Source organism: Peterkaempfera bronchialis (assembly GCF_003258605.2).
Lineage (GTDB): Bacteria > Actinomycetota > Actinomycetes > Streptomycetales > Streptomycetaceae > Peterkaempfera > Peterkaempfera bronchialis.
Window position 1 is genome coordinate 1,520,110 of record NZ_CP031264.1, and the last position, 21,178, is coordinate 1,541,287.

Consider the following 21,178-nt stretch of genomic DNA (forward strand, 5'->3'; position numbering starts at 1 on the left):
GCATCGGCAACAGGGCGCCCGGCGGCGAGCGAGCCACAAAAAACCTGGCGTTCAGCCGCCGGTGGCGAGTACCCGCCGCTGTGGTTGGGGAATGGGTGCCGCCCGGAGCCGCAGCCGTCCAGTATGCGGACTACCATGCGTGAGGCACGGACAGCCCGGGAACCCCTTGCGCAGCCCTCACATCACAGGGCCTGATGTCGGAGGGCGGGGTCCGCCGACGGCCGGGGCGGCCCGTCTGAACCGATCCGGCTTTGGACCGCACAAGAACAGGACGCAAATACGTGACTGCATTGTCTGTGAGCACCTCCTCCGCAGCGTCGCTGCGCGTGGACGCCATCGTCGTCGGCGTGGCCAAGAGCGACAAGGGACTGGTGCCGGCGCCCGGCGCCGAGACCGTGGCCGAGGCATTCGGCGGCCGGCTGGCCGACGTCCTCGACACCCTCGGGGCCACCGGCGCCGAGGGCGAGGCGGTCAAGCTCCCCGCCCCGGACGGGCTCAAGGCCGACCTGGTGCTCGCGGTCGGGCTCGGCGACGCGGCCGAGGACGGCCGGTACGGCGCCGAGGCGCTGCGCCGCGCCGCCGGTGTCGCCGCCCGTACGCTGGCCGGTGCCAAGAAGGCCGCGCTGGCGCTGCCCACCGCCACCCCGGCGGAGATCGAGGCTGCGGCGCTGGGCGGGCTGCTGGGTGCGTACGCCTTCACCACGTACCGCAGTGAGAACGGCAAGGCGCCGCTGGGCGAGCTCATCGTGGTGGCCGCCCGCAAGGGCCAGAAGGACGCCAAGGCCGCCGCCGAGCGCGCCACCGTGCTCGCCGAGGAGATCAACCGCACCCGCGACCTGATCAACATGCCGCCGAACGACCTGCACCCCAAGGCGTTCGCCGCCGTCGCGCAGGCCGCGGGCAAGGAGCACGGCCTCAAGGTCGAGGTGCTGGACGAGAAGGCGCTGGCCAAGGGGTCGTTCGGCGGCATCCTGGGCGTCGGCCAGGGCTCGGCCAACCCGCCCCGGCTGGTGAAGGTCGCGTACACGCACCCCAAGGCCAAGGCCACGCTGGCCTTCGTCGGCAAGGGCATCACCTATGACTCGGGCGGCATCTCGCTGAAGCCGGCCGGCCACAACGAGACCATGAAGTGCGACATGTCCGGTGCCGCCGCGGTGCTCGCCGCCGTGGTCGCCGCCTCCCGGCTCGGCCTGGCGGTCAATGTCACCGGTTGGCTGGCGCTAGCCGAGAACATGCCGTCCGGTTCCGCCACCCGCCCCGGCGATGTGCTGCGGATGTACGGCGGCAAGACGGTGGAGGTCCTCAACACCGACGCCGAGGGCCGCCTGGTGCTGGCCGACGCGATCGTCCGCGCGGGCGAGGAGAAGCCGGACGCCATCGTGGACGTGGCCACCCTCACCGGCGCCATGATGGTGGCGCTGGGCAGCCGCACCTTCGGCATCATGGCCAACGAGGACGGCTTCCGGGACCGGGTCCACGACGCGGCCGGCCGGGCCGGTGAGCAGGCGTGGCCGATGCCGCTCCCCGCCGAGCTGCGCAAGGGCATGGACTCGCCGGTCGCCGACATCGCCAACATGGGCGAGCGGATGGGCGGCGGCCTGGTGGCCGGCCTCTTCCTCAAGGAGTTCGTGGCCGAGGGCATCAGCTGGGCGCACCTGGACATCGCCGGTCCGGCCTTCCACGAGGGCCAGCCGTTCGGCTACACCCCCAAGGGCGGCACCGGCTCGGCCGTGCGCACCCTGGTGCAGCTGGTGGAGGACGCGGCGGCCGGCGAGCTGCTGTAGCGCGGCGTCCCTCGATCGAGGGAGACCACTCGCGGTGTGAGCGGGGCCCGGAAGGAACTCCTTCCGGGCCCCGACTGCTTTCAGCGCCGCCTCATCCGACCCGGCGCACCGCTGTGACCTGCGGGGATGTCCACGTACCGGGGGTGGATCGAGCCCGCTGCACCCCGGTGGAGGCCCCTGCGGGGCGACCCGGGACATCGACACCCGCGAACAAGTGCGAAGATGTATTTCCGGCACGACTGGGCTCCCCACAAGGGAGCACACCCGGTCCGGGAGCGGCCGGGCATAAGCACCCATGCATGGAGGACGTGACGTGGCGAACGACGCCAGCACCGTTTTCGACGTAGTGATTCTCGGAGGCGGAAGCGGCGGTTACGCCGCGGCGCTGCGCGCGGCCCAGTTGGGGCTTCAGGTCGCGCTGATCGAGAAGGGCGAGTTGGGCGGCACCTGCCTGCACCGGGGATGCATCCCCACCAAGGCACTGCTGCACGCCGCCGAGATCGCCGATGAGACCCGTGAGGCCGCTCAGTTCGGCGTGAAGGCCACCTTCGAGGGCATCGACCTTCCGGGTGTGCACAAGTACAAGGACGATGTGATCGCGGGCCTCTACAAGGGCCTCCAGGGCCTGGTGGCCTCCCGCAAGATCACCTATGTGACGGGCGAGGGCCGGCTCTCCTCCCCCACCTCGGTGGATGTCAACGGGCAGCGCTACCAGGGCCGCCATGTCGTGCTGGCGACCGGCTCCGTGCCGAAGTCGCTGCCCGGGCTGGTCATCGACGGCAACCGGGTGATCTCCTCCGACCACGCGCTCAAGCTCGACTACCTCCCGAAGTCCGCGGTGATCCTCGGCGGCGGTGTGATCGGCGTCGAGTTCGCCTCGGTCTGGAAGTCCTTCGGCGTGGACGTGACCATCGTCGAGGCGCTGCCGCACCTGGTGCCGCTGGAGGACGAGGGCAGCTCCAAGCTGCTGGAGCGCGCCTTCCGCAAGCGCGGCATCAAGTTCGAGCTGAAGGCCCGCTTCTCCGGCGTGGAGTACACCGAGTCCGGGGTGCGCGTCTCGACCGAGAACGGCAAGCAGATCGACGCCGATGTGCTGCTGGTCGCCATCGGCCGTGGCCCGGTCTCGCAGGGTCTCGGCTACGAGGAGGCCGGGATCGCGATGGACCGCGGCTATGTCCTGGTCGACGAGTACATGCGCACCAATGTCGAGACCGTCTCCGCCGTGGGCGACCTGGTGCCGACCCTTCAGCTGGCGCACGTCGGCTTCGCCGAGGGCATCCTGGTCGCCGAGCGGCTGGCCGGGCTCCAGGTCGTGCCGATCGACTACGACGGCGTGCCCCGGGTGACGTACTGCAACCCCGAGGTCGCCTCCGTCGGCATCAGCGAGGCCAAGGCCAAGGAGATCTACGGCGCCGAGAAGGTCAAGGTCGCCAAGTTCAACCTGGCCGGCAACGGCAAGAGCAAGATCCTCAAGACCGCCGGCGAGATCAAGCTCGTCCAGGTCGAGGACGGCGCCGTCGTCGGCGTCCACATGGTCGGCGCCCGCATGGGCGAGCAGGTGGGCGAGGCTCAGTTGATCTACAACTGGGAGGCGCTGCCCGCCGAGGTCGCGCAGCTCATCCACGCCCACCCGACGCAGTCCGAGGCCCTCGGCGAGGCTCATCTGGCGCTGGCCGGCAAGCCGCTCCACAACCACGACTGAGCCCAGGACACGCCCACCACTTCCGCACCGCACGACTGAAGGAGTTTCTGAAACCATGGCGGTCTCAGTAACGCTGCCCGCGCTCGGCGAGAGCGTGTCCGAGGGCACTGTCACCCGCTGGCTGAAGGCCGAGGGCGACCGGGTGGAGGCCGACGAGCCGCTGCTCGAAGTCTCCACCGACAAGGTCGACACCGAGATCCCGGCGCCGGCGTCCGGCATCCTCGCCTCCATCAAGGTCGCCGAGGACGAGACGGTGGAGGTCGGCGCCGAGCTGGCCGTCATCGACGACGGCTCCGGCGCCCCGGTCGCCGCCCCGGCCCCGGCGGCTGCCGCTGCCGCTCCGGCTGCTGCGGCCCCTGCCCCGGCTGCCCCGGCTCCGGCTGCTGCGGCTCCGGTCCAGGAGGCCCCCGCTGCCGCCCCCGCGGCTCCGGCCGCTCCGGCCGCCCCCGCGCCGTCGGGTGAGGCCCAGGGCACCCCGGTGCTGCTGCCCGCGCTCGGCGAGTCGGTCACCGAGGGCACCGTCACCCGCTGGCTCAAGGCCGAGGGCGACACCGTGGAGGCCGACGAGCCGCTGCTGGAGGTCTCCACCGACAAGGTCGACACCGAGATCCCGGCGCCCACCGGCGGTGTGCTGCTGAAGATCCTGATCGGTGAGGACGAGACCGCCGAGGTCGGCGCCCAGCTCGCCGTCATCGGCGCTCCGGGTGCCGCTCCGGCCGCTGCCCCGGCCCCGGCCGCTCCGGCTCCGGCCCCGGCGGCTCCCGCCCCGGCCGCTCCGGCTGCTCCGGCTCCGGCTCCGGCGGCTCCGGCCCCCGCGCCGGTCCAGGCTGCCCCGGCCCCCGCCCCGGCGGCTCCCGCTGCCCCGGCTGCCCCGGCCCCGGCTGCTGCCGTTCCGGCTCAGGCTCCGGCTGCTCCGGCCCCGGCCGCTGCCGCTCCCGCCCCGGCTGCCCCGGCTCCGGTCGCCCCCGCCGCCCCGGCGGCTCCCGTCCCGGCTCCGGCCATCGGCGAGGGCGCATATGTCACCCCGCTGGTCCGCAAGCTCGCGGCCGAGCAGGGCGTCACCCTGACCGACGTCAAGGGCAGCGGCGTCGGCGGTCGCATCCGCAAGCAGGACGTCATCGCCGCCGCCGAGGCCGCCCGCGCCGCAGCGGTCCCGGCCCCGGTCGCCCCGGCCGCCGCCAAGCGGCCCGCGCCGGTCGTCCCGTCGCCGCTGCGCGGTCAGACCCTGCCGATGACCCGGGTGCGCAAGGCCATCGCCAAGCACATGGTCCAGTCGCTCCAGGTCTCGGCGCAGCTGACCACCGTGGTCGAGGTGGACGTCACCCGCATCATGCGGCTGCGGGCGCAGGCGAAGAACACCTTCCAGCAGCGCGAGGGCGTCAAGCTCTCCCCGCTGCCGTTCTTCGTCAAGGCCGCCGTCGAGGCGCTCAAGGTCCACCCGGTCCTCAACGCCCGGGTGAACGACGACGACACCATCACCTACCACGACGTCGAGAACATCGGCATCGCGGTGGACACCGAGAAGGGCCTCTTCGTCCCGGTCATCCACGACGCCGGCGACCTCAACATCGCCGGTATCGCCAAGAAGACCGCTGACCTGGCGGCCCGCACCCGGGACGGCGGCCTCAAGCCCGACGAGCTGGCCGGCGGCACCTTCACGGTGACCAACACCGGTTCGCGCGGCGCGCTGTTCGACACGCCGATCCTCAACCAGCCGCAGGTCGGCATGCTGGGCATCGGCGCCACCGTTCGGCGCCCGGTGGTCGTGGAGAGCGCCGAGCTCGGCACCACGATCGCCGTCCGCGACATGGTCTACCTGGCCCTGTCGTACGACCACCGGATCGTGGACGGCGCCGACGCCGCCCGCTTCCTGAGCACGGTCAAGGCCCGTCTGGAGGAGGGCGCGTTCGAGGGCGACCTCGGGCTGTAGCCTCCCGCCGCACGGCGCACTGCGCCCCGGTCCGCTCCGGCGGGCCGGGGCGCATCCGTTTGCCGGTGCGCCGTGGATACCGCATGCGTGCGGGCGCCGGGGCGTGGATGCTGGTGCCGTGATGTACGAGACGGAGTTCTGGCAGCTGATCGACGAGACCCGGGAGGCCGCCGACGGCGACCCGGACGAGCACGCCGATCTGCTGGTGGACCGGCTCGCCGGGCTGACGCCGGACGATGTGGTGGACTTCGCCCGGCTCTTCGAGGTGCGCTTCCGGCGGGCCTACCGCTGGGACCTGTGGGGTGCCGCGTATCTGCTGCTCGGCGGGGCCTCCGACGACTCCTTCGACTTCTTCCGGTGCTGGCTGATCGGCCGTGGCCGGGAGGTCTTCGAGGGGGCGCTGCACGACCCGGACAACCTCGCCGAGCTGGTACCGGACTTCGACGAGGAGGAGGACGGCGACGCCGAGGACCTCGGGTACGCCGCCGACGAGGCCTATGAGCAGCTCACCGGGCAGTCGCTGCCGGATCTGGACGTGCCCGAGCCCGACGAGCCGGAGGGCCGGGCCCTGGACTTCGAGGACAATGCGGTGATGGCGGACCGGTTCCCCCGGCTCTGGGACCGCTACGGCGGCTGACCCGGCTCAGCCCGCGACCAGGCTGCGGCCCATCAGCACATCGTCCACATACCGGCCGTCCAGCAGGAACTCCCCCGGCAGCACCCCTTCCACCGCGAAGCCGCACCGCTCGTACAGCGCCCGGGCCGGGGCGTTGTGTCCCAGCACCCGCAGGGTCAGCCGGGTGGCGCCCTCCTCGCGGGCCCAGCCGCAGGCCGCCTCGACCAGAGCCCGTCCGACGCCCCGCCCGCGCACCTCGTCGTCGACGGTCAGGCCCTGGATCTGCCGGACATGGGCATTGCAGGCCAGCGAGGTCGACGGCACCACCCTGATGTAGCCGACGGCCCGCCCGCCCAGCTCGGCGACCCGGTACCGGTCCGGGCGGTGCCGCTCGTCGAAGAACGGCGTGCCCGGCTCCGGCCGGGGAATCACAAAGGCCAGCCGGGACCAGCAGCGGCGGTCCAGCTCCGCGAGGGGGCCGTCGTCAGCAGCAGCGGCTGGTCGGATGATCAGGTCGTCTCCAGGCATGCGGATCACTCTAGGGCCGTCCCCGCGTGCCCTCATCCGGATATCCGCCCGGCTGGAAGGATGGGCGCATGCGCATCGCTGTCACCGGTTCGTCCGGGCTCATCGGCTCCGCCCTCGTCCGCTCGCTGCTGGCCGACGGCCACCAGGTGGTGCGGCTGGTACGCCACCGTCCGGAGGGGGCCGGGGCGCGGGCGGACGGGTCCACGGAGAGCTACTGGGACCCCCGGCGGCAGCAGGTGGACACCGCCGGGCTGATCGGGGTGGAGGCGGTGGTGCACCTGGCCGGGGCCGGGGTCGGCGACCACCGCTGGACGGACGCCTACAAGCGGGAGATCCGGGAGAGCCGGGTGCTGGGCACCGCCGCGCTCGCCGAGGCCCTGGCCGGACTGGACAGCAAGCCCTCGGTGCTGGTCTCCGGCTCGGCGATCGGCTTCTACGGGCAGACCGGCGACCGCGTGATCGACGAGACCGCCGTGCCGGGCGACGACTTCCTCTCCCGGGTGTGCCAGGAGTGGGAGGACGCGGCGCAGCCGGCGGCCGACGCCGGGATCAGGGTGGTGCACCCACGGACCGGCCTGGTGGTGGCCTCCGGCGGCGGGGCGTGGGGGCGGATGTTCCCGCTCTTCCGGCTCGGTCTGGGGGGCCGGCTGGGGTCCGGGCGGCAGTACTGGTCGTTTGTCTCGCTGCGGGACGAGGTCGCGGCGCTGCGCTTCCTGGTGGACGGCGAGCTGAGCGGGCCGGTGAACCTGACCGCCCCCGAGCCGGTCACCAACCGGGAGGTCACCGCCGCCATGGGGCGGGTGCTGCGGCGGCCGACGCCGTTCCCGGTGCCGGAGGCGGCGCTGCGGGCGGTGCTCGGCGAGTTCGCCGTGGAGGTGGTGGGCAGCCATCGGGTGGTGCCGTCCAGGCTGCTGGAGGCGGGATTCCGGTTCACCGATCCGACCATCGACCAGGCGGTCGCGGCAGCGCTCTGAGAGCCGCCCTGCCCGGGGCCCGGCAGCGCGCTGCCCAGCACCGAAACCGGCCTTCTCCTCCCCTGTCCGGCCCGCCCGGGCCGTCCGTACAGCCCCACCGCCCCCACCCGACGCGGCCCCGCCCCGGCGGTGCCGCGTGCCGTGTGCGCCCGGTCACCGTCGGTGTCCGGGGTGGGCGCGGGCAGGACCGGCGGCCACAGCAGGTGACCGGAATCGGGCCCTTCACCGGAAATCCTCCGCCGGTACGGAACAAGGCCGGAAGTCCTTGTCTGGTACGGCAGGTGATGGGGCATCACTTGTGCGGACCGCATCCTGGCCGCCCGGCCCGAGGGGCTTCGGGCGCCATGGAGCAGGGAGGGAGCGCCCCGTGCCCGCACACGACCTCGCCCACCGCAGCAGCGGCCGCACCACCGACCCCGATGTCGTGGTCGTGGGCGCCGGACCGGCCGGACTGGCCGCCGCCCGCCATCTCAGCGCCGCCGGGCTGAGAGTGACGGTACTGGAGTCCGCGCAGCGGGTCGGCGGCCGGATGGCCACCGTGGAGCTGGACGGATTCCGGCTGGACCACGGCAGCCACCTGCTGAACACCTCGTACCCGGAGCTCTCCCGGGTGCTGGACCTGGACCGCCTGGACCTGCGCCCGCTGGCGCCCGGGGTGCTGGTGCACTCAGGGGGCCGCCGGTACCGGGTCGGCGACCTGCGCCGCCCGGTGGCCCGGCTGGCGGCGGACCGGGCGCCGATCGGCAGCCCGCTGGACAAGGCCCGGCTGGGCACCGCGCTGGCCCGGCTGGCGGCGACCCCCACCGACCGGCTGCTGACCCGGCCGGAGCTGACCGCCTCGCAGGCGCTGGCCGCGCGCGGCCTCTCCGCCCGGGTGGTGGACGGCTTTCTGCGTCCGCTGCTGAGTGCCCTGCTCTGCGACCCGGAGCTGTCCACCAGCAGCCGCTGCTCCGACCTGGTGCTGCGGGCCTATGCGCGGGGGCGGCTCTGTCTGCCCTCGGCGGGCATCGCCGCGGTACCGCAGCAGTTGGCGGAGGGGCTGCCGCCGGGCACGGTCCGGCTGGGGGTGGAGGCGGTGGCGGTCTCGGCGGACGGGGTGGACACCCTGCGGCACGGGCGGGTCCACGGCCGCTGTGTGGTGCTGGCCACCGACGCGGCGTCCGCCGCCCGGCTGCTGCCCGGCCTGCATCTGCCGGGGTTCCACCCGGTGACCACCTACTACCACGCCGCCCCGGAGGCGCCGCTCGCCGAGCCGCTGCTGCTGCTGGACGCGGACCGGAGCAGCCCGGTGTCCCACTCCCTGGTGCTCAGCCGGGTGCACCCCTCGTACGCCCCGCCGGGCCGCTCGCTGGTCGCCACCACGGTGCTGGGTCGGCGGACCTTCGACGGGGGCGGCCCGGCGGCCCTGGAGCCGCTGGTCCGGCGGCGGCTGGCCGAGCTGTACGGGACCTCGACGGCCGCCTGGTCGTTTCTGACGGCACGTCATGTGGAGCATGCGGTACCGGCAATGCCGCCGCCGCACCACTTCCACCGCCCGGTGCGGGTGATCGGCGGACTCTATGTCTGCGGCGACCACCGGGACACCAGCTCCGTCCAGGGCGCACTGGTCTCCGGCCGCCGCGCCGCCCAGCAGATCATCCGCGACCTGGGAGTACGCGCCCCGGTCCCGGCCGCCGAAGCCGCCTGACCGCCGACTCCGGGCCGGGCCCCACGGAGGCGGCGTAGTGGGACGGCCGGGGCGGGCCGGAGCCGCTCCGGCCCTCGGCCTGCCCGCCGCCTCCGGCCCACCACCCCGGTGGCCGGAGGCGGCGGGCGGTCAGACGATCCCGGCCGCGCGGGCGGCCTCCTCGAAGGCCCGTACCACGGTGCTGCCCCGGTACGGGGAGAGCCGCCGGTGGAAGTCCCGCAGGTACTCCACCGCGCGGACCGAGCGCATCTCGGCCGCCGCCCGCAGCGCCTCGGTGGCCACCGCGCACGCCTCGTCCACGTCGCCCATGCCCAGCCGGGCGGTGGCCAGCACGCTGCGGGAGAAGACCCGGCTGCGGGCGTAGCCCGGCGACCGCAGCCGGAGCGACTTCTCGGCGTGCTGGGCGCAGAGCCGCCACTGCTGGAGGTCCCGGTAGCAGAGCGCGAACTCGGCGGCGAGCTGGGCCTCGTCGAAGGAGCGCGCCCAGGAGGGCTGCTCGTCGCCCGGCCGGACGGCTTGGAGGCACCGCTCGGCCCGGACCAGCGCGCCGGTGCAGGAGCGGCTGTCGCCGAGCACGCCGTGCCCGCGCGCCTCGGAGGCGTGCATCAGCGCCTGCACGCCGGTGGGCGCGGCGGTGCCCACCCCCTGCTGGGCGACCCGGGCCAGCTGCACCGCCTCCCGGCCGTGGCCCAGGTGGACGGCCTGGCGGCTCATGGTGACCAGCACGAACCCCCCGTACACCCGGTCGCTGGCGGCCTGCGAGAGCCGCAGGGCCTGCACGAAGTAGCGCTGGGCCAGGCCGTGCGCGGCGATGTCGAAGGAGGTCCAGCCGGCCAGCCGGGTGAGGTCGGCGACCGCTCCGAACAGGGCCCGGCCGACGGACTCCCCGTAGCGCCCGCGCAGCATCGGCTCGGCCTCGCTCTCCAGGTAGCGCACCAGCGCCTGGCGGGCGTGGCCGCCGCCGTAGGCGTGGTCCAGGGCGCGGAAGAGGTCCCCGACGGCGCGGACGGCGGCGATGTCGCCGCGCCCCACCCGCAGGGTGCCGCGGCCTTCCCGCTGCGGGTGCGGGGCGGGGCGCTCGGCGTCCGCCCTGATGCCCGCCCGGCCTGCGGCGGGGCCGCCGGGCCGGCGGCCCTGGAGCGGCACCCGGCCGCCGGGGCCCAGCTGCCGGGCGGGGGTGCGCAGCCCGGCGGCGGGGGCCCGGGCGGGCTGCGCGGCCGGGTCCTGCGGGTCTTCCCGGGCGACCCGCTCGTCGGTGCGGCCGATCAGCCAGTCGCGGCTGGGCACCACCAGGCCGGCCGGGGTGAAGGCGATCCGGCGCAGTTCGGCGTGCGGGCCGGTGTCCTTGCGCCACATGCTGCTGACGATGTCCACCGCCTCGGTCGGCGTCTCGGCGAACTCCAGGCCGGCGTAGACGGGCGCGCAGGCGTCCAGTCCGAGGTCCTGGGCGCCCAGTCGGCGTCCCAGTCGGCGGGTGAAGACCTCGGCGATCAGCGCCGGGGTGGCGCCGCGCGGCTGCTGGCCGCGCAGCCAGCGGGTGACGGAGGTCTTGTCATACCGCAGGTCGAGCCCGTGTTCGAGGCCGAGCTGGTCCACCCGGCGGGCCAGTCCGGCGTGCGAGAAGCCCGCCTCCTCGATGAGCGCGGCCAGGCGCTGGTTGTGGGACCGGTCCGCCGAGCGCGGTGGGCCGGTGGTACCGGGGCGCGGCTCGGCTGCCGGCGGCCGGTCGGTTCGGGGCGCGAAGGCCGGTCGGTCGGTTGCGGGCCGTTGGGACATGTGCGTCAACACCTTCCGAGCGCCGCGACGGCACGTGATCGTCCCCCGGTGCTACGTGCGGCGCCCCCTGTCGGGAATCGGCGTGAATGTAGCGAGCATTGAGGGGCTGTGGCCGGTCCCGTCCGAGCAATCCTCCGAACGGGTGACACGGGTGGACTCGATCTGACGAAGGCTGGGCTGTCGGGGTTTGCGCCGTGGTAGCACTTCCGTGCTGCTCCGGGCCGTACCGTCCGCCGCCCCACGGCGCCCCGCACATGGCCACCGCCCCCACATCCGTCGGGGACTTCGTGGTGTCCGGCCACATGGGAGCGGCCCTCCGGCCTTCCTAGCGTTTGCGGCCATGGACACCTCTTCTGCCCCGCTGCCCGACGGGCCCGCCCCCGGCTCCCGGCCGCTGGCCGGCCGCACCGCCCTGGTCACCGGAGCCGCCTCCGGCATCGGCCGGGCCTGCGCGGCGGCCTTCGCCGCCGCCGGCGCCCGGGTGTATGTCGTCGACATGGCGGCGGAGGCGGCCGAGGCGGTCGCCGAGGAGACCGGCGGCATCGCCCTGGTCGTCGACCTGTCGGACCCGGCGGCGGTGGACGGCCTCCCGGACGACGCGGACATCGTGGTCAACAACGCCGGGCTCCAGCATGTGGCGCCGGTGCACGAGTTCCCGCCGGACCGCTTCACGCTGATCCAGCGGGTGATGGTGGAGGCGCCGTTCCGCATCCTGCGCCGCACCCTGCCGCAGATGTACGCCCGGGGGTGGGGACGGGTCGTCAACATCTCCTCCGTGCACGGTCTGCGGGCCAGCCCGTACAAGTCCGCCTATGTCACCGCCAAGCACGCCCTGGAGGGGCTGTCCAAGACGGTGGCGCTGGAGGGCGCCGCGCACGGGGTGACCAGCAACTGCATCAACCCCGGCTATGTCCGCACCCCGCTGGTGGAGAACCAGGTCGCGGCGCAGGCGGTGGCGCACGGCATCGGCGAGGACGAGGTGGTGCGGCGGATCATGCTGGACCGCACCGCCATCAAGCGGCTGATCGAGCCCGCCGAGGTCGCCGAGGCCGCCCTGTGGCTCTGCTCCCCGCACGCCTCGTACATCACCGGCAGCAGCCTCCCGCTGGACGGCGGCTGGACCGCCCACTGAGCCCTACCCCCTGAGCAGTGCCCGCCGGCCCCGGCCGCCCCGAGGGCGAGGCCGGGGCGGCCGGGGCCGGCGCGGCGCACCCCTCCGCCCGTCGGCCCCTCCCCTTCCACCCGCCCCACCTGGCACGATGTCCGCACCATGACCGACGCCGCCCCTGTGAGCAGCGCAGCCCCCGCCCTGCGGCGGCTGCTGGCACTCCTCGCCTCCGGAGCCCCCGCCGAGGACTTCGCCGATGTGTCCGCCGACGAACGCCGTGCGGGTGCGCCGGATGCCGTAGTGGCGGAGGTCGCCGACGCCACCCGGCTCGCCCTGCGGGTACGCCGCACCCTGGACCAGCACCGGCGCCGCGAGGCCGAGCTGACCGCCCTCTTCGACACCGCCGGGGACCTCGCCGCCTCCCGCGACCTGGACGCGGTGCTCCAGGCGATCGTGCGCCGCGCCCGGCTGCTGCTGGGCACCGACACCGCCTATCTGACGCTCCCCGACGAGGAGGCCGGGGACACCTATATGCGGGTCACCGACGGGTCGGTCTCCGCGCTCTTCCAGACCCTGCGGCTCAGCCTCGGCGACGGCCTGGGCGGCCTGGTCGCACAGACCGCCCGCCCGTATGCCACCCCCGACTACCGGACCGACATCCGCTTCCACCACACCGGGGCGATCAACGCCGGAGTGCTGGACGAGGGGCTGGTCGCCATCCTGGGCGTGCCGCTGCTGCTCGGCTCCCGGGACGGCGGCAAGGTGATCGGGGTGCTCTTCGCCGCCGACCGCTCGCCGCGCGCCTTCTCCCCCGACGAGGTGGCGCTGCTCTGCTCACTGGCCGCCCACGCGGCCATCGCCATCGACACCGCCCGGGCGCTGGCCGACACCCGGGCGGCGCTCGCCGAGCTGAACGCCGCCAACGCGGTGATCCGCGAGCACTCGGCGGCCATGCAGCGCGCCGAGGAGGCCCACGACCGGCTCACCGACCTGGTGCTGCGCGGCGGCGAGGTACCGGATGTCGCGGCGGCGGTCGCCTCGCTGCTCGGCGGGGCCATCTCCGTCCACGACCCGGACGGGCACCCGCTGACCGGGCCCTCCTCCGTCGAGTCCGACCGCATACCCGCCCTGGAGTCCGGGTCCGGGTCCGGTGGGCGGCCCCGGCGCGACCGGACCGGCGACGACCGGGGGCTGGCCTCGGCCGTCGCCGACTCCCGCCTCTCGGGCCGCGCCGTGCGGCACACCGGGCGCTGGGTGTGCGCGGTGCTGGCCGGCCAGGAGACGCTGGGCAGCCTGGTACTGCACGGCCGACCCGAGCTGGACGACTCCGACCGGCGGCTCTTCGAGCGGGCCGCCGTGGTGACGGCGCTGCTCCTGCTGCTGCGCCGGTCGGTCGCGGAGGCCGAGAACCGGGTGCGCGGCGAACTGCTCACCGATCTGCTCACCGCCCCCGAGCGCGACCCGGCCGGGCTGGCCGCGCGCGGCCGCCGGCTGGGCGTGGACCTGATGCGCCCGCATGTGGTGCTGACCGCCTCCTGCGCCGACCGCAGCCGGCTGGCGGGCGCGGCGGTCCGCTACCTCTTCGGCTGCCGGGGGGTGAGCGCGGAGCACGGCGACACCGTGGTGATCCTGCTGCCCACCACCCCGACCGGCGGCGGACCGACCGCCGGCAAGCCGGGCGCCGCCTCCCGCGCGGCGGCCGACCGGCTGGCCCGGCTGTCCGGGCTGCCGGTGACCGTCGGGGCGGGCGGTCCGGCGGCCGGGCCGCAGGCCATCGCCGCCGCCCATGCGGAGGCGCAGCGGTGTCTGCGCGCCCTCCAGGCGCTGGGCCGGGAGGGCGACGGGGCAGCCGCCGAGGAGCTGGGCTTTCTGGGGGTGCTGCTGGGCGACGGGCATGACGTGGGCGGGTTTGTCGGCGGGGCGCTGGGCCCGCTGCTGGAGTACGACGCCCGGCGGGGCACCGAGCTGGTCCGCACCCTGCGGGCGTACTTCGACTGCGGCGGCAGCCTGACCCGGGCCAAGGACCAGCTGCATGTCCATGTGAACACGGTGGTCCAGCGGCTGGACCGGGTGCAGGCGCTGCTGGGCCAGGACTGGAACAGCCCGGAGCGGGCGCTGGAGCTGCAACTGGCGCTGCGGCTGCACCTGCTCTCGGCCCGGCGGGACGGCTGAGGAGGGACGGCTGAGGAGGGCCGGGGAGAGGGCTCCGGGGCCGCTCAGGGCCGGGCGTACAGTGGCAAGGCCGGACATGACGTGGTGAGGAGCGGCAGCGGTGGGCGAGGACGTGCGGTTTGTGCGCATGGGCATGGGCGAGGGCTCGGTGCCGTACCAGGAGGCGTGGGACGAGCAGCGCCGGCTGCACGCGCTGCGAGTGGCGGACGAGATCCCGGACACCGTGCTGCTGCTGGAGCACCCGCCCGTCTACACCGCCGGCCGCCGCACCAACCCGGAGGACCTTCCGCTGGACGGCACCCCGGTGGTCACGGTGGACCGGGGCGGCGAGATCACCTGGCACGGCCCCGGTCAGCTGGTCGGCTACCCGATCGTCCGGCTGCCGGAGCCGATGGACGTGGTCGCGTACGTCCGCCGGCTGGAGGAGGCGCTGATCCGGTCCTGTGCCGAGTTCGGCGTGGAGACCACCCGGGTGGAGGGCCGCAGCGGGGTGTGGGTGCTGGGCGACGCGATCCCCGGCGCCGTGGCGGACCCCGCGCAGCAGGTGGACCTCGGCGGGCTGACGCTGCGGATGGGCCTGAAGATGGGGCTCGACCCGAGGCTGGCGGGTCCCGAGTACGCCCCCTCCAACGCCGGGCAGCGCGGTGACGACCGCAAGGTGGCGGCGATCGGCGTGCGGGTGGCGCGCGGGGTGACCATGCATGGCTTCGCGCTCAACTGCAATCCCGACATGACCGGGTTCGACCGGATCGTGCCCTGCGGCATCCGGGATGCCGGTGTGGCGTCGCTCACCACCGAGCTGGGCCGGGAGTTCCCGGTGGCGGAGGCGCTGCCCGTGGTGGAGCGGCACCTGGCGGACGTCTTCGCCGAGATGTCGTCGGTGGTACGGGCGGCCTGACCCGTGAGGCTGCGATTGCACGCCACCCGGGCGGCGGGAGCCGCACAACCACAGGCGTACCCTGGGTGCGTCGCACAGAAGACGAGATAGGGAGCCGCACGTGTCCGCTGTCGCACCCGACGGCCGGAAGCTGCTTCGTCTGGAGGTCCGCAACAGCGAGACCCCCATCGAGCGCAAGCCCGAGTGGATCAAGACCCGGGCGAAGATGGGCCCCGAGTACACCGGTCTCCAGGCCCTGGTGAAGCGCGAGGGCCTGCACACGGTCTGCCAGGAGGCGGGCTGCCCCAACATCTTCGAGTGCTGGGAGGACCGCGAGGCCACCTTCCTCATCGGTGGCGACCAGTGCACCCGGCGGTGCGACTTCTGCCAGATCGACACCGGCAAGCCCGCCGACTTCGACCGCGACGAGCCGCGCCGGGTGGCCGAGTCCATCGTCACCATGGACCTCAACTACGCGACCATCACCGGCGTCGCCCGCGACGACCTGCCGGACGGCGGCTCCTGGCTGTACGCCGAGACGGTGCGGCAGGTGCACGCGATGACCGCCGCCCGCCAGGCCGGGCGCACCGGCGTGGAGCTGCTGATCCCCGACTTCAACGCGGTGCCCGAGCAGCTGGCCGAGGTCTTCTCCTCGCGCCCTGAGGTGCTGGCGCACAACGTGGAGACGGTGCCCCGGATCTTCAAGCGGATCCGCCCGGCGTTCCGCTACGACCGCTCGCTGTCGGTCATCACCCAGGCGCGCGCGGACGGGCTGGTCACCAAGTCCAACCTGATCCTCGGCATGGGCGAGACCCGCGAGGAGGTCAGCCAGGCGCTCCGGGACCTGCATGACGCCGGCTGCGAGCTGATCACCATCACCCAGTACCTGCGGCCCTCGGTGCGGCACCACCCGGTGGAGCGCTGGGTGAAGCCGCAGGAGTTCGTGGAGCTCCAGCAGGAGGCCGAGGAGATCGGCTTCGCCGGGGTCATGTCCGGTCCGTTGGTCCGTTCGTCGTACCGGGCGGGGCGGCTCTACCGGCAGGCGGTCGAGCGCCGTCAGCAGGCCGCGGCAGCGAGCTGAGCTGCGCCGGGCCGTCGCGGCCGGATTCCGGGAGCCCCGCGAACCGGGCATGTAAGACTTTCATCGCAGTTTGACGCTCCCGTCACCGACTGGTAACACGATGTGGTGACCCTGAACTGGTGACCGCATCCGCTGCCCTGTCCGGGGCGGGGGCGGGGCGACCGCCCGGACAGGGCGAAGACACGACCCGACGAGGGGAGTTGCTCACCATGCAGGTCGGCACCGTCGTACCTGGAACGGTTGGACTGAACGGCTTCGTCAACGGAGGACTGCGCTCCGTGGGCGGCGCGCTCCGCAGGGCGGAGTCGGTGCTCTTCGCCGGCGGCCAGCAGGTCGCCCGGCGGAACGCCTGGGACGCCGTCTGCGAGAACCGCCGCCATGCGGCGGACCGGGCGGAGACCGCGACCGTGCTGGGCGCTCTGGCGGCCCGTACGGACGCCGTAGAGGGCGTCTCCGCGCTGCGCTGAGGGCAGCCGCGCGGCCGCGCCCGCGCATCCCCCTCCGGCGGGAGGCCGCTCCGGATCGGTCCGCGGCCGAATCTGCCCGAACAGGGACCGGGCTTGGGCATCCACTGCCCCCTCCCCGTACCATGACCCTCATGGCGAGGGAAACTTCCGAGAACCCCGGACGGCTCAAGCAGATCCGTCAGGCGTATCAGATGACCAAGCGGGTCGACACCCGGATCGGTCTGATCATCGCCGGCGTAGGCATCATCACCTTCGGCGTACTCCTCGCCATCGGCCTGTTGATCGACCACCCGGTCTACCTGGGCATCCTGGGCTTTGTCCTGGCGTTCCTGGCCATGGCGATCGTCTTCGGACGACGCGCCGAGCGGGCCGCCTTCGGGCAGATGGAGGGCCAGCCGGGCGCTGCGGCGGCGGTGCTCAACAACATCCGGCGCGGCTGGAGCACCAGCCCCACGCCGGTGGCCGTGACCCGCAACCAGGACGCCGTCTACCGCGCGGTCGGCCGCCCCGGCATCGCGCTGATCGCCGAGGGCAACATCAACCGGGTCCGCCCGCTGCTGGCCGCCGAGAAGAAGAAGATGGCGCGGGTCGTCGGCGACGTCCCGGTGCACGACATCATCGTGGGCGACGGCGAGGGCGAGGTCCCGCTGAAGAAGCTCCAGGTGCACCTGATGCGCCTGCCCCGGGCCATCACCGGCTCCCAGGTCACCGAGATCAACGACCGGCTGCGGGCGATGGGCGACCTGCTCTCCAAGGCCCCCGTGCCCAAGGGGCCGCTGCCCCGGAACGCCCGGATGCCCAAGGGCGGCCGGATGCGCTGAGCGGCGCCCGCCGCTCACCCACTCCCCACCTCTTCGAACGGCGGCGGCCCCGCCGCGCCCCTCCCTCGGGAGAGCGCGGCGGGGCCGCCGCCGTTCCGGCTACGTGCCGTTCCGTCTACGTGCCGTTCCGTCTACGTGCCGTTCCGCTTACGGGGTCAGATCCGCACCTGGACGGTACCCAGCGCCTTGTCGTGCAGCCCCCGGGTGTCGCGGTCCCAGACCAGCGCCGGCACCACCAGGCAGAGCAGCAGGCTGCGGCCCAGCGCCTGGACCGGGGTCACCCGGCCGCCGTCCAGCCGGACCACCCGCAGGCCGAAGAGCCGCTTGCCCAGGGTGCTGCCGACGGTACCGACCAGCACCACGCTCATCACAAAGAACAGCGGGGTGGACCAGAGGTTGGCGTACGCCGCGTCGCCGCCCGCCAGCAGCCCGTACGCGATCAGGGCGCAGAGCCAGCCGTCCACGAACAGGGCGCCGACCCGCCGGCCCAGCGGGGCGATCGAGCCCGGCCCCTCCTCGGGCAGACCGAGCCGTTCGCCCCGGTAGCCGAAGTCGGCGCCCATCTTCTCGGCGGCAGCCCGGGGGCCGTCGATCCAGGAACCCAACGCTTCTCTGCTGTCCACGCGACCACAGTAGCCGGGCGGCCGGGGCCCCCGGCGGGCGGGGCCTTGACACGCAAGGCCGTCCGCCGGTAGGGCGGATTCCGGACGGCCCCGAGCGGGACGAGTGGTCCAGACCGCAGCCGGGCGAAGGCGCCGCGGCCCCGCTGCCCGCAACGCGAAACCCCCGGAGCCACGCAGGTCCGGCGGTAGCCCCGTCACGCCGGTTAACATCCGCGAAACAGGCGGGTCATGCCCGAGAAACGGCCTCTTTCTATCGTGGCGACAACGCGGCCGATCGGGACGAGCGGTCCGTTCATGAGACTCCTGGCGTTCCCGCCGGGCCGAGGAGGATGGATGTTCAACAACGCCGACGAGGTGGCGCGCTACATCTCGGACAACGACGTCAAGTTCGTCGATGTCAGGTTCTGCGACCTGCCGGGCGTCATGCAGCACCTCACGGTGCCGGCGGCGACGTTCGACCCCACCGAGCACCTGATGTTCGACGGCTCGTCGATCCGCGGCTTCCAGGCCATCCACGAGTCCGACATGGCGCTGGTCCCCGACCTGGCCACCGCCCGTCTGGACCCGTTCCGCAAGGACTCCACCCTCAACATCAACTTCTTCATCCACGACCCGATCACCGGCGAGCAGTACAGCCGCGACCCGCGCAACGTGGCCCGGAAGGCCGAGGCATACCTGGCCTCCTCCGGCATCGCCGACACCGCGTACTTCGGCGCCGAGGCCGAGTTCTACGTCTTCGACAGCGTGCGCTTCGAGACCAGCGCGAACCAGTCCTTCTACCACATCGACTCCGAGGCCGGCGCCTGGAACACCGGCGCCCGCGAGGACAACCGTGGCTACAAGGTCCGCTACAAGGGCGGCTACTTCCCCGCCCCGCCGGTCGACCACTTCGCCGACCTGCGCGCCGAGATGTCCCTGGAGCTCGCCGCCGCCGGCCTTGAGGTCGAGCGCCAGCACCACGAGGTGGGCACCGCCGGGCAGGCCGAGATCAACTACAAGTTCAACAGCCTGCTGGCCTCGGCCGACGACCTGATGCTGTTCAAGTACATCATCAAGAACGTCGCCTGGCGGAACGGCAAGACCGCGACCTTCATGCCGAAGCCGATCTTCGGCGACAACGGCTCGGGCATGCACGTCCACCAGTCCCTCTGGTCCGACGGCTCCCCGCTCTTCTACGACGAGCAGGGCTACGCCGGCCTCTCGGACACCGCCCGCTACTACATCGGCGGCCTGCTCAAGCACGCGGCCTCGCTGCTCGCCTTCACCAACCCGACGGTGAACTCCTACCACCGCCTGGTCCCGGGCTTCGAGGCGCCGGTCAACCTGGTCTACTCGCAGCGCAACCGCTCCGCGGCCATCCGCATCCCCATCACCGGGTCCAACGCCAAGGCCAAGCGCATCGAGTTCCGAGCCCCCGACCCGTCCTCCAACCCGTACCTGGCCTTCTCCGCCATGCTGATGGCCGGCCTGGACGGCATCAAGAACAAGATCGAGCCCCTGGAGCCGGTCGACAAGGACCTCTACGAGCTCGCCCCCGACGAGCACGCCGCGGTCCCCCAGGTCCCCGCCTCCCTCCCCGCCGTCCTGGACGCCCTCGAAGCCGACCACGAATACCTGCTGGCCGGCGGCGTCTTCACCCCGGACCTGATCGAGACCTGGATCGACTTCAAGCGCACCCAAGAGGTCGCCCCGATCCAGCTGCGGCCCCACCCGCACGAGTTTGAGCTGTACTTCGACATCTAAATCGACCTCCAAGGGGCAGTTGGCCAGGGCGCTTCCATAAGGCCCCGGACCTGCGAAAACGCCTCTCAGAAGCTCTCGCCGCTACTCGCCCGTCCTCGCCCTCATGTGAAACGAGTGTGAAACGGCGGCGCCCGTAGCTGACGATGGATCAGCCAAGCGGGCAGGGCTAGGGGTTGTCACGCTCCTCACAGAGCGTGACAACCCCTGGCTTCGCTGCATCGACCCGGCGCGGTGATTGCGCTTGACACCATGCCCAGGTTCGCGCACCCCGCTGGCTCTCCAAGGTGCCTCCGCTGCCGGTGTGCAGCGCTGACAACCCGACCACTAGCAGAGCGCGAGCATCGCCGCGGCGACCTCATCGGCGGACGCGGCGGGGATCGTGGTCGCGGCCTGTTCGAGCACGAGCAGCCGCGCATCAGGGATCTCGCGCGCTAGCGTCTCGCCATTGCCGACCGGGAAGAACGGGTCGCGACGACCGTGCACCACGAGCGTCGGCAATGCGAGTCCAGGCAGGCGCTCACGCCAGCGTGGCGCGCAGTCGATCCTGGCGAACGCCAAGCCAAGCTGGTTGGCCATCTGGACAGAGCGCGCCGTGCCCGGTGTGCGGTCGAAGATCCGCTCCGCGGTAGCCCGTGCCGCGCCGGGGTCGTCGCCGAAGACCGCGGCTGCGGCGGCTGCGAACTCCGCCACCGCGGCGCGGTCGGACCAGTCGGGCTTCGGGAGCTCGAACCGTCGCTTCACTGCCGCCTGGTCGTGGTCGGGCAGATCGTCGTCGACCGGGCCGGGTGCGACGGGCCGCGTCCCGGCGAGGGTCAGCGCAGAGAACGCATTCGGGTGGTCGAGCGCGGCCACCTGGGCGACCATCCCCCCGACGCCGATGCCCGCCAGGTGCGCGGGCCGGTCGTCGAGCCCTCGGGCGAGCGCGGCCGCGTCGGCGGCGAGATCCCGGAGCGTGTACGCCGGTGCCTCGGGGTCGACGGTTGTCGACGCGCCGGAGTCTCGCAGGTCGTAGCGAACGACGTGACGTCCGCCGCGCGCGAGCGACTCGCAGAGCGCGTCGGGCCAGGACAACATGGTCGTGCCACCCGCGAGCAGCACCAGTGGCGCCGCCGCATCGCCGAAGTGCTCGACCCCGAGCGTGCGTGGCTCAGCAGGTGGCTGGACCGGTGACTCGGGGTGCAGCAATGCCGCCCGAGTGCCAGGTGGGCGCACTCCAGCAGGTCCGCTGCTCCGATGTGCAACTCATATGCAAGATGCTTCGATGGAGCATAGAGCCACAGGCCAAAGCG

The 21,178-nt window shown here is 73.3% G+C and carries 17 protein-coding genes; 13 read left to right on the plus strand and 4 right to left on the minus strand.

Translation table 11 applies throughout. From position 1 onward, the window contains the following. Positions 1 to 281 precede the first annotated feature (281 nt). The 4 genes from C7M71_RS06660 (at position 282) to C7M71_RS06675 (ending at position 6,053) form a co-directional block, all read left to right on the plus strand. Entirely contained in the window at positions 282 to 1,784 is a 1,503-nt protein-coding gene (locus tag C7M71_RS06660) for a leucyl aminopeptidase (RefSeq protein WP_111494842.1), read from the plus strand. Between the two features lie 313 nt (positions 1,785 to 2,097). Continuing rightward, positions 2,098 to 3,486 (plus strand): dihydrolipoyl dehydrogenase, encoded by a 1,389-nt coding sequence (gene lpdA / locus C7M71_RS06665; RefSeq protein ID WP_111494840.1) that lies wholly within the window; start codon positions 2,098 to 2,100, stop codon positions 3,484 to 3,486. A 55-nt stretch (positions 3,487 to 3,541) separates the two neighbouring features. After that, positions 3,542 to 5,416 (plus strand): 2-oxoglutarate dehydrogenase, E2 component, dihydrolipoamide succinyltransferase, encoded by a 1,875-nt coding sequence (sucB, locus tag C7M71_RS06670; RefSeq protein WP_114914224.1) that lies wholly within the window; start codon positions 3,542 to 3,544, stop codon positions 5,414 to 5,416. A 121-nt stretch (positions 5,417 to 5,537) separates the two neighbouring features. Continuing rightward, positions 5,538 to 6,053: a DUF4240 domain-containing protein gene (locus C7M71_RS06675; RefSeq protein ID WP_111494501.1), complete on the plus strand. Its 516-nt coding sequence runs from the start codon at positions 5,538 to 5,540 to the stop codon at positions 6,051 to 6,053. A 6-nt stretch (positions 6,054 to 6,059) separates the two neighbouring features. On the opposite strand, the gene C7M71_RS06680 is transcribed toward C7M71_RS06675, so the two are convergent. Then, complete coding sequence (locus C7M71_RS06680) at positions 6,060 to 6,560, minus strand: GNAT family N-acetyltransferase (RefSeq protein ID WP_175607644.1); 501 nt, start codon at positions 6,558 to 6,560, stop codon at positions 6,060 to 6,062. 68 nt (positions 6,561 to 6,628) lie between these two features. Here C7M71_RS06680 and C7M71_RS06685 point away from each other — a divergent pair, with 68 nt between their 5' ends. Next, the gene (locus C7M71_RS06685) at positions 6,629 to 7,534 is read left to right on the plus strand and encodes a TIGR01777 family oxidoreductase (RefSeq protein WP_111494505.1); all 906 of its coding nucleotides are present in this window, start codon (positions 6,629 to 6,631) and stop codon (positions 7,532 to 7,534) included. A gap of 367 nt (positions 7,535 to 7,901) precedes the next feature. Then, positions 7,902 to 9,221 (plus strand): NAD(P)/FAD-dependent oxidoreductase, encoded by a 1,320-nt coding sequence (locus tag C7M71_RS06690; RefSeq protein ID WP_111494507.1) that lies wholly within the window; start codon positions 7,902 to 7,904, stop codon positions 9,219 to 9,221. Between the two features lie 129 nt (positions 9,222 to 9,350). Here the strand turns inward: C7M71_RS06690 and C7M71_RS06695 are convergent, their stop codons facing one another. Further along, the gene (locus C7M71_RS06695; RefSeq protein WP_229758582.1) at positions 9,351 to 10,997 is read right to left on the minus strand and encodes a regulator; all 1,647 of its coding nucleotides are present in this window, start codon (positions 10,995 to 10,997) and stop codon (positions 9,351 to 9,353) included. Positions 10,998 to 11,337: 340 nt separating this feature from the next. On the opposite strand from C7M71_RS06695, the gene C7M71_RS06700 reads away from it, so the two are divergent. From C7M71_RS06700 to C7M71_RS06725, 6 genes are all read left to right on the plus strand, one after another. Next, positions 11,338 to 12,129, plus strand: coding sequence for a 3-hydroxybutyrate dehydrogenase (locus tag C7M71_RS06700; RefSeq protein ID WP_111495146.1), 792 nt, complete (start codon positions 11,338 to 11,340; stop codon positions 12,127 to 12,129). A 138-nt stretch (positions 12,130 to 12,267) separates the two neighbouring features. After that, a complete protein-coding gene (locus C7M71_RS06705) occupies positions 12,268 to 14,277 on the plus strand; it encodes a helix-turn-helix domain-containing protein (protein WP_114914225.1) in 2,010 nt (669 codons plus the stop codon). 127 nt (positions 14,278 to 14,404) lie between these two features. Beyond that, positions 14,405 to 15,175 carry a lipoyl(octanoyl) transferase LipB gene (gene lipB / locus C7M71_RS06710; RefSeq protein ID WP_111489209.1) on the plus strand — a complete coding sequence of 257 codons (771 nt, stop codon included), beginning with the start codon at positions 14,405 to 14,407 and terminating at the stop codon, positions 15,173 to 15,175. A 100-nt stretch (positions 15,176 to 15,275) separates the two neighbouring features. Further along, positions 15,276 to 16,235 (plus strand): lipoyl synthase, encoded by a 960-nt coding sequence (lipA, locus tag C7M71_RS06715; protein WP_111489198.1) that lies wholly within the window; start codon positions 15,276 to 15,278, stop codon positions 16,233 to 16,235. A 209-nt stretch (positions 16,236 to 16,444) separates the two neighbouring features. Continuing rightward, on the plus strand, positions 16,445 to 16,702 hold the full coding sequence (locus C7M71_RS06720; RefSeq protein ID WP_111489197.1) for a hypothetical protein: 258 nt from the start codon (positions 16,445 to 16,447) through the stop codon (positions 16,700 to 16,702). 122 nt (positions 16,703 to 16,824) lie between these two features. Beyond that, positions 16,825 to 17,523, plus strand: a complete 699-nt coding sequence (locus C7M71_RS06725) for a DUF4191 domain-containing protein (protein ID WP_407675870.1) — start codon at positions 16,825 to 16,827, stop codon at positions 17,521 to 17,523. 155 nt (positions 17,524 to 17,678) lie between these two features. Here the strand turns inward: C7M71_RS06725 and C7M71_RS06730 are convergent, their stop codons facing one another. Continuing rightward, entirely contained in the window at positions 17,679 to 18,146 is a 468-nt protein-coding gene (locus C7M71_RS06730) for an RDD family protein (protein ID WP_114914226.1), read from the minus strand. Between the two features lie 333 nt (positions 18,147 to 18,479). Between C7M71_RS06730 and glnA the strand changes: the two genes are divergently transcribed. Next, positions 18,480 to 19,889, plus strand: a complete 1,410-nt coding sequence (gene glnA / locus C7M71_RS06735) for a type I glutamate--ammonia ligase (RefSeq protein WP_111489195.1) — start codon at positions 18,480 to 18,482, stop codon at positions 19,887 to 19,889. 324 nt (positions 19,890 to 20,213) lie between these two features. On the opposite strand, the gene C7M71_RS06740 is transcribed toward glnA, so the two are convergent. Continuing rightward, positions 20,214 to 21,074 (minus strand): alpha/beta fold hydrolase, encoded by an 861-nt coding sequence (locus C7M71_RS06740; RefSeq protein ID WP_229758583.1) that lies wholly within the window; start codon positions 21,072 to 21,074, stop codon positions 20,214 to 20,216. Positions 21,075 to 21,178 lie beyond the last annotated feature (104 nt).

Coding starts and splice junctions, on each gene's coding strand:
- lipB (WP_111489209.1), top strand. CDS start 14,405: ATGGGCATGGGCGAGGGCTCGGTGCCGTACCAGGAGGCGTGGGACGAG.
- glnA (WP_111489195.1), top strand. CDS start 18,480: ATGTTCAACAACGCCGACGAGGTGGCGCGCTACATCTCGGACAACGAC.
- C7M71_RS06685 (WP_111494505.1), top strand. CDS start 6,629: ATGCGCATCGCTGTCACCGGTTCGTCCGGGCTCATCGGCTCCGCCCTC.
- C7M71_RS06705 (WP_114914225.1), top strand. CDS start 12,268: ATGACCGACGCCGCCCCTGTGAGCAGCGCAGCCCCCGCCCTGCGGCGG.
- C7M71_RS06675 (WP_111494501.1), top strand. CDS start 5,538: ATGTACGAGACGGAGTTCTGGCAGCTGATCGACGAGACCCGGGAGGCC.
- C7M71_RS06695 (WP_229758582.1), bottom strand. CDS start 10,997: ATGTCCCAACGGCCCGCAACCGACCGACCGGCCTTCGCGCCCCGAACC.
- C7M71_RS06680 (WP_175607644.1), bottom strand. CDS start 6,560: ATGCCTGGAGACGACCTGATCATCCGACCAGCCGCTGCTGCTGACGAC.
- C7M71_RS06700 (WP_111495146.1), top strand. CDS start 11,338: ATGGACACCTCTTCTGCCCCGCTGCCCGACGGGCCCGCCCCCGGCTCC.
- sucB (WP_114914224.1), top strand. CDS start 3,542: ATGGCGGTCTCAGTAACGCTGCCCGCGCTCGGCGAGAGCGTGTCCGAG.
- C7M71_RS06725 (WP_407675870.1), top strand. CDS start 16,825: ATGACCCTCATGGCGAGGGAAACTTCCGAGAACCCCGGACGGCTCAAG.
- C7M71_RS06720 (WP_111489197.1), top strand. CDS start 16,445: ATGCAGGTCGGCACCGTCGTACCTGGAACGGTTGGACTGAACGGCTTC.